The following is a 12,401-nucleotide window of genomic DNA, read 5'->3' as shown; positions in this document are numbered from 1 at the left end:
GGAGGGCCGGGCCCGAGGAGGGCGACGAGCCGCCTGTCACGGCGGCCGGGTACCCGGTGGCACCGACTCCGACGAAGACGAGGGGACCGGGGCCCGGTGCGGCGCGCGTCGCCGGCCCGCCCCGTCCGGTGCGACGGGACGGGCCGGTGGACGGGGAGGTACGGGCGCGGCCCGGGCCCCGGGGACCGGAGGGGGACCCGCCCGGCCCGTGGGCGGGTCCCCGGCACCGGCCCCGGACGCGGCGGGAGCCGCCCGGGACCGGTGGTTCGAGAGCCGGGTCTACAGCCCGGCGCGTCCCGCGACGGCGTCCAACTCGGCACGGTCGGGGGGCTGGGAGCCGGTACGGGCGCAGGTCAGGGCGGCGGCCCGGACGCAGCGCTCCAGCACCGACCCCAGATCGGCGGCGTCGGCCGGCGGGCCCCCGCGCTCGGCGAGGGCGTCCAGCAGCGCGGCCTGGAAGGCGTCCCCGGCGCCGACGGTGTCCACCACCTCGACCGCCACGGCGGGGACCCGCACCTCCTCGTCGGCGGTGACCGCCAGGACGCCCCCGGCCCCGAGGGTGACCACGGCCAGGCGGGGACCGGTCTCCAGCAGTCGGCGGGCGGCGGCGGCCGGATCGAGGTCGGGCATCAGCCACGCCAGGTCCTCGTCACTGGCCTTGACCACGTCCGCCTCGCCGGTCACCGCCAGGCAGGCCGCCAGGTACGCCGCGCGGTCGGGCTGCACGGCGGGCCGGACGTTGAGGTCCACGGCCACCGTGCGGCCGGCCGCGCGCTGCGCGGCGCACAGCTTGCGGACCCGCTCGGCGCCGGGCCGCAGGACGATCGCCAGCGAGCCGGTGTGCAGGACGGTGGTGTCCTCCGGCACCGGCAGATCCAGCGGGTCCCAGGAGGCCAGGAAGTCGTAGTCGGCCGAGCCCTCGGCGTCCAGGTGTGCCAGGGCCACGGTGGTGCGCGGGGAGCCCGAGGGCACCCGGAGCACGTCCACGCCGAGGCCGTCCAGGCGTTCGTCGACCAGGCGGCCGGGGTGGTCCTCGCCCCGGGTGGTGACGAGGGTGACCGGGCGCTCCAGGCGGTGCAGGCCGACCGCCACGTTGGCGGGGCTGCCGCCCGCGACCGCGGTGATCTCCCGCGCGCCGGGGCGCCACAGCAGGTCGACGAGGGATTCGCCGACCACCGTGACGCGGCCGGGGGCGTCGGTGCCGTTCACCGTCGTCCTCCTCTCCAATGGTGGGTGGTGCGTGATGGTTGTCGGTCCCGTGCCGGGTCCGTCGCCCCCGCCCCTCCCCTCCGGGGGGCGGGGGCGACGGGGGTCAGGCGCCGGGCAGGACGACGATCTTGCGGCCCTGTCCGGCGGCGAACCGGTCCAGCGCCTTCGGGTACTCGTCCAGCGGCATGCGGTCGCTGATGAAGACCCCGGGGTCGATGACGCCGGCGGCGAAGAGCTCGGCGGCCCGCTCGTAGCTGTGCAGCACGGCCATCGAGCCGGTGATGGTGATCTCCTCGTTGTAGATCCGGTAGGGCTCGATCACCGCCGTGGTGGCGTGGTCGGAGACGCCGAACTGGAGGAAGGTGCCGGCCTTGGCGACCCGGTTGAGGCCGTCCTGGATGGCCTTGGCGTTGCCGGTGGCGTCGATGACGACGTCCCAGCCGCGCGGGCGGTCCAGTTCGTCGGGGTTGGCGGCGGCGCCGGAGACGCCCAGCGAGACGGCGGTGGCCAGCCGGTCGGGGTTGATGTCCACGACGTCGACGGAGGCGGCGCCGGTCCGCTTGGCCAGCTCCAGCATCATCAGGCCCATGGTCCCGGAGCCGTAGATCAGGACCCGGGCGGCCATCTTCGCGGAGAGCACGTCGTAGCCGCGCACCGCGCAGGACAGCGGCTCGATGAGCGCGGCGTCCTCGGTGTTCACGTGGTCGGGCAGCTTGACGCAGTTGGCCACCGGCGCCACGGCGTACTCGGCGGCGCCGCCGGCGACGGAGACGCCGATGGCGGCCCAGCGCTCGCAGAGGTTGGCGTGGCCCTCGCGGCAGTAGCGGCACTCGTGGCAGTACAGGGAGGGGTCCACGGCGACCCGGTCGCCCTCGCGCAGCTCGGTGACCTCGCGTCCCACGGCGGCGACCACCCCGGCGAACTCGTGGCCGGGGACCACCGGCAGCGTGGGGGCGAACTCCCCCTGGAGGATGTGCAGATCGGTGCCGCACAGACCGCACGCGGAGACCTTCACCACCACGTCACGGGGGCCCGGGGTGGGGTCCGGGACGGTGGTGACCAGAACCTTGCCCGGCTCCTCGATCAGGGCGGCTTTCACTTGACGGCTCCTAGCGACAGGCCCTGGACCAACTTGTCCTGGGCGGCGTAGCCGGCGGCGAGCACCGGCAGGGAGATCACGATGGACGCGGCGGACACCTGGGCCAGGAAGAGGCCCTGGCTGGTGACGAAGCCGGTCAGGAAGACGGGGGCGGTCTCGGCCGTGACCCCGGTGAGGACCCGGGCGAAGAGCATCTCGTTCCAGCTGAAGATGAAGCAGATCAGCGCGGTGGCGGCGATGCCCGGGGCGGCGATCGGGGCGACGACGCGCAGCAGCACGACGGGCAGGCGGGCGCCGTCGATCTGCGCGGCCTCGATCAGCGATCGGGGGACCTCGGAGAGGAAGGACTGCATCATCCACACCGCGATCGGCAGGTTCATCGCGGTGAAGAGGATGACCAGCAGCCAGATGTTGTCGAGCATGCCGATGCTGCGGGCGATCAGGTAGATCGGCAGCAGGCCGGCGACCAGCGGGAGCATCTTGGTGGACAGGAAGAAGAACATGACGTCCTTCCACCGCTTCACCGGCTTGATCGACAGCGCGTAGGCGGCGGGCAGTGCCAGCACCAGCACGAACAGGGTGGAGAAGGTCGAGGCCATGGCCGAGTTGATCAGCGGCGGCCAGGGGCTGGCTCCCCCGTCCAGACCGAAGAACTCGCGGTAGCCGTCCAGGGTGAACGGCGCCAGCAGCATCGGCGGGTTGGTGGCGGCGTCCGGCTCCGAGCGGAAGGAGATCAGCGCCATCCAGACGACCGGCAGCACGAAGACCAGGCCGCAGGCCCAGGCGACCACGGCGAGGGCGGTGCCCCGGCCCCGGCCGCGGGGGCGGCCGACGGCGGTCGGGGTGGTGCCGCCCCGGGCGCCGGTGCGGCCCGGGCCACCGGGGGCGGCCGGGTCCCCGGCTCCGCCGGGACCGGTGGCCCCGGGGGCGCCGGCGGGCGCGGCGGTGGGATCGGCGGTGGTCACGAGTGACCCCCCTCCTCGCTGAACAGGGACGACACGACGCGCAGGGCGAAGGTGGCCAGGATGATCGTGCCGATCACCACCAGCACGCCCGCGGCCGAGGCCAGGCCGTACTCGTGGGCCCGGTAGAAGGTCTGGTAGATGGTGAAGGGCAGGTTGGCCGTGCCCAGGGCCCCACCGGTGATGGTGAAGACCGCGTCGAAGTGCTGGACGATGTAGATCGATCCCAGCAGGGCCCCCAGCTCCAGGTAGCGGCGCAGGTGGGGCAGGGTGATGTAGCGGAAGATCTGCCAGTCGCCGGCGCCGTCGATGCGGGCCGCCTCGATGGCGTCCAGCGGGCGGCTCTGCAGGCCGGCCAGCAGGATCAGCATCATGAACGGCGTCCACTGCCAGATGAGGGCGGCCTCGATGGCGAACAGCGGCATGTCGGAGATCCAGTCGGGCTGGATCGGGTCCTCGAAGCCGAGGAAGCCGCCGACGGTGTTGAGCAGGCCGTTGAACAGGCCGTACTCGGGGTTGAACAGCACGTGCTTCCACAGCAGCGCGGCGGCCACCGGGACCAGCAGGAACGGCGTGATGAGCATGGTGCGCACCGCACCGCGGCCGGGGAAGCGGCGGTCCAGCAGCAGGGCCAGCAGCAGTCCGAGGACCAGGCTGACCAGGACCACGGTCGTGGTGAGCACGACGGTGGTGATGACCGAGGAGCGCAGGGCGCTGTCGGACAGGACCGTCCCGTAGTTCCCGAAGCCGTTGAAGGCGCGGGCCTCGGGGTTGAGCGAGTTCCAGCTGAAGAACGAGATCACCAGGGTGCCGAGGAACGGCAGCTGGGTGACCACGATCATGAAGACCAGGGCGGGCAGGAGGGGGGCGCGGGAGGCCCACGCGCGCGCCCGGGGCCCCGGGCCGCCCGCCCCCGGTCGGGTGGACCGGGAGCGGCGCGGCGCCGGGGCGGGCCGGGCCCCGGCGGACGGGGAGGCCCCGCCCGCCGGGCTCGGGGTGACGGAGGTGTCACTCATCGGTCGCGGTACCCCTCGGCGACCCGCTCGGCCATCTCCTGGGACTTGTCCAGGGCCTCCTGCACCGTCTGCTGACCGGCGATGGCGGAGCTGATCTCCTGGGCGACCCGGGTGCCGAGGTCGGTGAACTCGGGGATGCCGACGAACTGGATGCCGGCGGCCGGACGCTCCTGGACACCGGGGTTGAGCGGGTCCGCCTGGCTGATCGCCTGCTGGGTCACCTCGTAGAAGGCCGAGGCGGCCTCCTGGTAGCCGGGGTTCTCGTAGAGCGAGGCGCGCTTGCCGGCGGGGACGTTGGCCCAGCCGATCTCCTCGCCGACCAGTTCCTCGTACTCCTTGCCGGAGGCCCAGGAGATGAACTCCCAGGCGGCGTCGGTGTTGGACGAGGCCTTCTGGATGCCCCAGGCCCAGGTGTAGAGCCAGCCGGAGCTGTCGGTCTCCTTGACCGGGGCGGGGACGTAGCCGATGTTGCCCTTGACCGGGGAGTCGTCGGCCTCCAGGGAACCGGCGCCGGCGGTGGCGTCGTACCACATGGCGGTGTTGCCCTGGGTCATGTTGTTCAGGCACTCGGCGTAGCCGGACTGGGCGGCGCCGGCCTGGCCGTGCTCGCGGACCAGGTTCACGTAGAACTCGGTGGCCTCGACGAACTCGGGGGCGTTGACCCGGGCCTCCCAGTCGGCGTCGAACCAGGTGCCGCCGAAGGTGTTGACCACGGTGGTGAGCGGGGCCATGACCTCGCCCCAGCCGGCGAGGCCGCGCAGGCAGATGCCCTTCATGTCGCCGCGCTGTTCGTCCACCTCGGCGGCCAGCTCGGCGACCTCGTCCCAGGTGGGCTGCTCGGGCATGGTCAGGCCGAGTTCCTCGAAGACGTCCTGCCGGTACATGAGGAAGGAGGACTCGCCGTAGAACGGCTGGGCGTAGGTCTTCCCGTCCTCGCCGAGGAGGGAGTTGCGCATCGGCTCCAGGACGTCCTCGACGTCGTAGTCGGTGTCCTCCTCCAGGTAGGGGTCGAGTTCGTGGAGCCAGCCGTTGCGGGCGTAGATCGGGGTCTCGTAGTTGCTGATGGTGGCGACGTCGTACTGGCCGGCCTGGTTGGCGAAGTCCTGGCTGATGCGGTCGCGGACCTCGTTCTCCGGCATGACGGTGAAGTTCACCTCGATGCCGGTCTCGGCGGTGAAGTGCTCGGCGGTGAGCTTCTGCAGCTCGACCATCGGGGGGTTGTTCACCATGAGGACGTTGATGCTCTCGCCGTCCCCGGAGGAGCCGCCGGAGGAGCCGCCGGCGCCGGCGCAGCCGGTGACCAGGAGGCCGCCGGTGACGGTCAGGGCGATCATCAGGCGGGCGCGGCCGGCGCCGGTGCGCCGGGTTCTGGTTCTGCTCATGGTGGGACTCCGGTTCGGTGGGTCGTGCGGGTGGTGGTGTGACGCGGTGCCCGCTGCCGACCGGGATCGGGACGAATCGGTGCGGCGGCATCGGGACCGGGAGGACGGCGAAGCGGGATCAACCCGTCCATATGGGGTGTTGTGCGGCGATGCGGGGGCCACGACGCCGTGCGGGCGCGGTGGAACGCCGGGTGGGCGGGGCGCGGGCGCGCCGGTGGGTCAGACGCGGAGCACCTGCGGCCCCAGGAGCGAGTAGCGGTGGGCCTCGGTGGCGGGAAGACCGGTGGTGGTCACGATCGTCTCGAAGTCCGAGACCTCGGCGAAACGGGAGAAGCTGACCGCCGCGAACTTGGTGTGCACACCGATGAAGACGCGGCGTCGGGAGGAGCGCACGGCCTGCGCCTTGACCTCGCCGACCCCGGGGTTGGGGGTGGTGAGGCCGTATTCGCGGGAGATGCCGTTGGCACCGATGTAGGCGAGGTCGATGACCAGCCCGGAGAGCATGCGCACCGCCCAGTGGTCGACGGTGGCGAGGGTGCCGCCGCGCACCCGACCACCGAGCAGCAGCACGGTGAACCGGTCGTCGCGGTCGGCGAGCGCCCCGGCGGTGGCCAGGGATGCGGTGACGATGGTCAGGGGACGGTCGGCGGGCAGGGCCTCGGCGACCAGTTGGGGGGTGAAGCCCTCGTCGACGAAGACCGTCTCGGCGTCCCCGAGGAGGTCGGCGGCGGCGGTGGCGATCCGCCGCTTCTCGGGGACCTGCATGGTGGTGCGGAAGGCGAGGGTCGTCTCGAATCCGGCGCTCTCCACCGGGTACGCGCCGCCGTGGGTGCGGCGCATCAGCCCGTGGTCCTCGAGCAGTCGGAGGTCGCGGCGGATGGTCTCGCGGGCGACCCCGAGGGTCTCGGCCAGGCCGGCCACGTCCACGGAGCCCGCGCTGCGGGCGGCGGTGAGGATCTCCCGCTGCCGCTCCTCCGCCTTCACGGGGCGATCACCTCTCCTTCGAGGTCCTTCGGGGTCTTTCGGGGTACTTCCGGGTCTTTCGGGGTGCTTCCGGGTACTTCGGGTGCACGTCCACCGATTCGAGGGGGCCGATCGGCGACTTCCGTGCCCGTTCGGGCCGGTGCATGAGTTTCTACCTGCCCGATAGACCGGCCACCAGGGACGCAACCGAAACGATAGTGACCGCTTCTGCCCGTTTCGGCTAAACGTGCTCCCGCTCACACCGGCGGGAAAACCCTTGCGACGCCTCCCCGACTCGCCCGTTCGGCCACTGTGGACGCCCGTTCTCTGCCCGTTTCTGTTCGAGAGGGGTAAAAATGATCACCTCGTGGTGAGAGTTTTCGGCCGGCGACACCCGAACGGGCGGGACGGGCCCCCACCGCACGGTCCGCCCGGGGTGGTCGGAAGCCCCGGTGGCGGGGCCATGCTGGGTGCATGGACATCGCCATCCGCCCCGCCCGGCCGGGGGAACACGCCGCCGCCGGGGAGATCTCGGCCCGTGCCTACCTGGCCGACGACCTGCTCGCCTTCGGCCCCGAGGACCCCTACCTCGACCGGCTCCGCGACGCCGCCGGACGGGCCGCCACGGCGGAGCTGCTGGTCGCCGTGCCCCGACAGCCCGACACCGCCGCGCCCGAACGGGCGCCCGAGGTGCTGGGCACGGTCACCTTCGCCGCCGAGGGGCCCTTCGCGCAGGTGGCCCGGCCCGACGAGGCGGAGTTCCGGATGCTCGCCGTCGCCCCCGCCGCGCGCGGTCGCGGCATCGGGGAGTCCCTGGTGCGGTACTGCGCCGAGCGGGCCGCCGGGCTGGGGCGGCGCGCCCTGGTGCTCTCCATCGCCGACAACAACGAGCGCGGGGCGCGGCTGTACCGACGGATGGGCTTCCACGCCGAGCCGAGCCGGGACTGGCAGCCGGTCCCGGGTCTGACCCTGCGGGTGCTCGTCCTGCCGCTGACCTCCGGGGGCGGTCGGTAGCCGATTCCCGGCGGCGTCCGTCGACGCCACAACATCTTGGGGTGACGGCGGCGGACGCTCCCACATGTATGATCGTGGCCGCTGTCGAAGCAGGGGAACCCGGTGGGAATCCGGGACTGTCCCGCAACGGTGTGCCGCGTTCCCCCGTCCTTCCGGACCACACGCGGCGAGTCCGATCACCTGCCGACGGTTCGTTGGAAGTCCGGGCCTCGCGGATTGGGCCGGTGGACGCCCCCGCGGCCCGCCCGCGTGCGCCCGCCTCCCGTATCGGGGGCCACCGGCCACGAGGGAGCAGCCTTGACCACCGCGCCCACCGCGCCCACCGCGTCCCCGCGCACGACGGGGACCGGCACCGTCCGCCCCGACCCCGGCGAAGGGGCACCCGACACCGATCCCGACCGGGATCCGCCCCGCACCGCCCTGCTGCGGCTGCTCACCGACCTGACCGGGGACCTCCCGGACGCCGACCCCGGCCGGGTCGCCGCCGCGGTCCTGCGCGGACGGGTCCCCGGCGACGACACCGACCGGCTGCGCGAGGCGGCCGTGGAGGCCGCCGCCGGCCTGATCGCCGAGGATCCCGCCCACTCGCGGCTCGCCGCCCGCCTGCTGACCCTCGTCATCCGGGACGAGGCCGCCGGTCAGGGCGCCGACTGCTTCACCGCCTCGATCGCCGTGGGCCTCCGCGAGGGGCTGATCTCCGAGCGCACCGCCGCCTTCGTCGCCCGGCACGGCCGGGAGCTGGACGCGTTGGTGGAGCGGGCCGTGGCCGGGGGCGCGGACGACCGCTTCGAGTACTTCGGGCTGCGCACCGTGCACTCCCGCTACCTGCTGCGCCACCCCACCACACGGCGGGTGGTGGAGACCCCGCAACACTTCCTGCTGCGGGTCGCCTGCGGCCTGGCCGGCGGGGATCCGGAGCACGAGGGGTCGGCGGCCGACGGCGCCGACACCGACGGGGACGCCGAACACCTCGCCGAGGTCGCCGAGTTGTACCGGCTGATGTCCTCCCTGGCCTACCTGCCCTCCTCCCCCACCCTCTTCAACTCCGGCACCCGCTACCCGCAGATGTCCTCCTGCTACCTGCTGGACTCCCCGCGCGACGAGTTGGACTCCATCTACGAGCGCTACCACCAGGTGGCGCGGCTCTCCAAGCACGCCGGCGGGATCGGCATCCCGTGGACCCGGATCCGGGCGCGCGGCTCCCTGATCCGGGGCACCAACGGCCACTCCAACGGCATCGTGCCGTTCCTGCGGACCCTGGACGCCTCGGTGGCGGCGGTCAACCAGGGCGGGCGGCGCAAGGGCGCGGCCTGCGTCTACCTGGAGACCTGGCACGCGGACATCGAGGAGTTCCTGGAACTGCGGGACAACACCGGCGAGGAGGCCCGCCGCACCCACAACCTCAACCTGGCGCACTGGATCCCCGACGAGTTCATGCGCCGGGTCGCCGACGACGCGCCGTGGTCGCTGTTCTCCCCCTCCGACGTGCCGGAACTGGTCGACCTGTGGGGTGAGGAGTTCGACGCCGCCTACCGCCGGGCCGAGGCGGCCGGGCTCGCCCGCCGCACCCTGCCCGCCCGCGAACTGTACGGCCGCATGATGCGGACCCTGGCCCAGACCGGCAACGGCTGGATGACCTTCAAGGACGCCGCCAACCGCACCGCCAACCAGACCGCCCTGCCCGGCCGGGTGGTGCACTCCTCCAACCTGTGCACCGAGATCCTGGAGGTCACCGACGACGGCGAGACGGCCGTGTGCAATCTCGGCTCGCTCAACCTCGCCGCGCACCTGCGCGAGGACCTGCCGGCCGACCCGGAGCGCGCGGCGCGGGAGATCGACCCGATGGAGGCGATGGACTGGGAACGGCTGGACGCGAGCACCGCGACCGCCGTGCTGTTCCTGGACCGGGTGGTGGACATCAACCGCTACCCCACCGAGCAGGCGGCCCGCTCCAATGCCCGGTGGCGCCCGGTGGGTCTGGGTCTGATGGGGTTGCAGGACGTCTTCTTCCGGCTCGGCCTGCCCTTCGACTCCCCGGCAGCCCGTGAGCTGTCCACCCGGATCTCCGAGCGGATCATGCTCGCCGCCTACGGAACCTCCGCCGACCTCGCCGAGCGACACGGCCCGCTGCCCGCCTGGTCGCAGACCCGCACCGCGCGGGGCGTGCTGCACCCCGACCACTGGGAGGGCATCGAACACGCCTGGCCGGAGCGATGGGAGGCGCTGCGGAGCCGGATCGCCCGAACGGGCATGCGCAACGCCCTGCTGGTCGCGATCGCGCCCACCGCCACCATCGCCTCGATCGCCGGGGTGTACGAGTGCGTGGAACCGCAGGTCTCCAACCTCTTCAAGCGGGAGACGCTCAGCGGGGAGTTCCTCCAGGTCAACGCGTATCTGGTGGCCGAGTTGAAGCGGCTGGGCCGGTGGGACGCCACGACCCGGGAGGCGTTGCGGGAGGCCAACGGGTCGGTCGCCGAGCTGCCGGGGCTGCCCGAACGGGTCCGTGTGCTGTACCGCACGGCCTGGGAACTGCCCCAGCGGGCACTGATCGACACCGCCGCCGCCCGTACCCCGTACCTGGATCAGAGCCAGTCGCTGAACCTCTTCGCGGAGTCCCCGACCATCGGCCGGCTCAGCTCGATGTACGCCCATGCCTGGCGGAGCGGGCTGAAGACCACCTACTACCTGCGGTCGCGGCCGGCGACCCGGATCGCCCGCGCGGCCCGCGGGACCGGACCCGTGACCCCCGCCCCGGAGACGGCCCCGCGGACCGTGCCGTCGGCGGCCGACGCCTGTTCGCTGGAGAACCCGGAGAGCTGCGAGGCCTGCCAGTGACGACCGCCCCGAACCCCGGCCGCGCGGCCGGGGTCCACCCGACCACCGCCCCCTCGCACCGCCCGGAGCACGCCATCACCACGCACGCCGACACCCCGGCCCACGCCCCGGGCGCGGCCCGCCCCCGCAACCTGCTCGACCCCGGCTTCGAGTTGACCCTGCGCCCGATGCGCTACCCGGAGTTCTACGAGCGGTACCGGGCCGCCATCCGCAACACCTGGACCGTCGAGGAGGTGGACCTGCACTCCGACGTGGCCGACCTGGCCCGCCTCTCCCCCGGCGAGCGGCACCTCATCGGCCGGCTGGTCGCCTTCTTCGCCACCGGCGACTCGATCGTCGCCAACAACCTGGTGCTCACCCTCTACCGGCACATCAACTCCCCGGAGGCGCGGCTGTACCTGTCGCGGCAGCTCTTCGAGGAGGCGGTGCACGTCCAGTTCTACCTGACCCTGCTCGACACCTACCTGCCCGATCCGGAGCAGCGGGCCGACGCCTTCGCCGCCGTGGAGGCCATCCCCTCCATCCGCGAGAAGGCCGCGTTCTGCTTCCGCTGGATGGACTCGGTGGAGAACCTGGACCGTCTGGGGAGCCGGGAGGACCGCCGGCGCTTCCTGCTCAACCTGATCTGCTTCGCCGCGTGCATCGAGGGATTGTTCTTCTACGGGGCCTTCGCCTACGTGTACTGGTTCCGCTCGCGGGGGCTGTTGCACGGGCTGGCCACCGGCACCAACTGGGTCTTCCGTGACGAGAGCTGCCACATGGACTTCGCCTTCGCGGTGGTGGACACCGTGCGGGAGGAGGAGCCGGACCTGTTCGACGCGGAGCTGGGCGAGCGGGTCACCGCCATGATCCGGGAGGCGGTGGAGGCCGAGTTGCAGTTCGCCCGGGACCTGTGCGGGGACGGCCTGCCGGGCATGAACACCGAGTCCATGCGGGCCTATCTGGAGTGCGTGGCCGACCAGCGGTTGAGGCGGTTGGGGCTGGACCCGGTGTACGGCTCGGAGAACCCCTTCGCGTTCATGGAACTGCAGGACGTGCAGGAGCTGACCAACTTCTTCGAGCGGCGCCCCACCGCCTACCAGGTGGCCGTGGAGGGGTCGGTCTCGCTGGACGAGGAGTTCTGAGCCCCGGGTCCGGGCCCCCGACACGGGGGCCCGGAGCACCGGCCCGCCCGGACCGCGGGTCCCGGACGGGCCGGTGCGCCTCCGGCGCCCGGGGGGTCAGTTCCCGGCGACGGCGGCCGGCCCGTCGGCGAGGATCGCCCGGGCCCGTTCCATGCGCTCCGTGTGCTGCTCGGCGTACTCGGCGAGCAGCTCGGAGTGTTCCTCGATGACGTGTTCCTGGTGGTCGGAGTCCACGGCCGCCCACCGGGCCACCAGGTCGGTCTTCTCCTTGCAGGCCACGTCGAGCACCGCCACCGCGATCGCCTCCTCCCCGGAGACGTCACCGCCGAGCCCGAGTTCCTCGGTGACGGTCAACGGGCTGTCGGCGGGCCGACCCCCCTCGGCCATGCAGGCCGACCAGTCGGCCAGCAGCTCGCGCACCCGCTCGTCCTCGTCGGCCTCGTGCCCGGCCTCGTCGGCCAGCTCCATCAGGAAGGTGGGATCGATCCATCCGTCGTCGGGGCGGTTGATCAGCAGGGTCGCCTCACCGTGGCAGCCGGTGGCGGGGACTGCCACACCGCCGACCTCGGGCCCGGGGCGTTCGCGGGCCTCCTCCAGGGTTTCGGGGAGGTCGAGCGGGTCGGCCGAGGGGTCGCCGTACAGGGCGAGTTCCTGTTCGGGGGTCAGGTCCTCGGCGTGCACGGGCGCGTAGGTGTGGGGGTCGAGGTCGATGGGGTGCATGTAGCCGTGCTCGGCGGCGTGGACCGGGTCGTCCACGCCGTAGAGGTGGGCGTTCCGGGGGACGGTGGGGCCCGGGG

General features: G+C 72.9%; 9 protein-coding genes, 1 pseudogene and 1 riboswitch. Of the genes and pseudogenes, 3 read left to right on the top strand and 7 right to left on the bottom strand.

Features of this window, described 5'->3' with window-relative positions; genetic code table 11:
- Positions 1 to 279: 279 nt before the first annotated feature.
- The 6 genes from FOE67_RS05450 to FOE67_RS05425 all read right to left on the bottom strand — a co-directional run bounded on the left by FOE67_RS05450 (position 280) and on the right by FOE67_RS05425 (position 6,652).
- Positions 280 to 1,209, bottom strand: a complete 930-nt coding sequence (locus FOE67_RS05450; RefSeq protein WP_182660998.1) for a carbohydrate kinase family protein — start codon at positions 1,207 to 1,209, stop codon at positions 280 to 282.
- 103 nt (positions 1,210 to 1,312) lie between these two features.
- Positions 1,313 to 2,308: a zinc-dependent alcohol dehydrogenase family protein gene (locus tag FOE67_RS05445; protein ID WP_182660996.1), complete on the bottom strand. Its 996-nt coding sequence runs from the start codon at positions 2,306 to 2,308 to the stop codon at positions 1,313 to 1,315.
- A complete protein-coding gene (locus FOE67_RS05440; RefSeq protein ID WP_143618999.1) occupies positions 2,305 to 3,099 on the bottom strand; it encodes a carbohydrate ABC transporter permease in 795 nt (264 codons plus the stop codon). Before FOE67_RS05440 ends, FOE67_RS05445 begins: the two co-directional genes overlap by 4 nt.
- Positions 3,100 to 3,269: 170 nt before the next feature.
- Positions 3,270 to 4,286 carry a carbohydrate ABC transporter permease gene (locus FOE67_RS05435; protein ID WP_182660992.1) on the bottom strand — a complete coding sequence of 339 codons (1,017 nt, stop codon included), beginning with the start codon at positions 4,284 to 4,286 and terminating at the stop codon, positions 3,270 to 3,272.
- The gene (locus FOE67_RS05430) at positions 4,283 to 5,620 is read right to left on the bottom strand and encodes an ABC transporter substrate-binding protein (RefSeq protein WP_182661002.1); all 1,338 of its coding nucleotides are present in this window, start codon (positions 5,618 to 5,620) and stop codon (positions 4,283 to 4,285) included. The genes FOE67_RS05435 and FOE67_RS05430 overlap by 4 nt, the downstream gene beginning before the upstream one ends.
- A 267-nt stretch (positions 5,621 to 5,887) precedes the next feature.
- Positions 5,888 to 6,652 carry a DeoR/GlpR family DNA-binding transcription regulator gene (locus tag FOE67_RS05425; protein WP_182660990.1) on the bottom strand — a complete coding sequence of 255 codons (765 nt, stop codon included), beginning with the start codon at positions 6,650 to 6,652 and terminating at the stop codon, positions 5,888 to 5,890.
- A gap of 453 nt (positions 6,653 to 7,105) precedes the next feature.
- Here FOE67_RS05425 and FOE67_RS05420 point away from each other — a divergent pair, with 453 nt between their 5' ends.
- From FOE67_RS05420 to FOE67_RS05410, 3 genes are all read left to right on the top strand, one after another.
- Complete coding sequence (locus tag FOE67_RS05420) at positions 7,106 to 7,645, top strand: GNAT family N-acetyltransferase (protein ID WP_182660988.1); 540 nt, start codon at positions 7,106 to 7,108, stop codon at positions 7,643 to 7,645.
- A gap of 28 nt (positions 7,646 to 7,673) precedes the next feature.
- Positions 7,674 to 7,847, top strand: a riboswitch (cobalamin riboswitch).
- A 95-nt stretch (positions 7,848 to 7,942) separates the two neighbouring features.
- Entirely contained in the window at positions 7,943 to 10,480 is a 2,538-nt protein-coding gene (locus FOE67_RS05415) for a ribonucleoside-diphosphate reductase subunit alpha (protein ID WP_182660986.1), read from the top strand.
- A gap of 167 nt (positions 10,481 to 10,647) precedes the next feature.
- Positions 10,648 to 11,604 carry a ribonucleotide-diphosphate reductase subunit beta gene (locus FOE67_RS05410; protein WP_182661000.1) on the top strand — a complete coding sequence of 319 codons (957 nt, stop codon included), beginning with the start codon at positions 10,648 to 10,650 and terminating at the stop codon, positions 11,602 to 11,604.
- Positions 11,605 to 11,700: 96 nt separating this feature from the next.
- Here the strand turns inward: FOE67_RS05410 and FOE67_RS05405 are convergent.
- Positions 11,701 to 12,401, bottom strand: a pseudogene (locus FOE67_RS05405) (hypothetical protein); the annotation flags it as partial.

The organism is Streptomyces calidiresistens (assembly GCF_014141525.1).
Taxonomy (GTDB): domain Bacteria; phylum Actinomycetota; class Actinomycetes; order Streptomycetales; family Streptomycetaceae; genus Streptomyces; species Streptomyces calidiresistens.
This window is presented reverse-complemented; position numbering and strand designations above follow the sequence as displayed.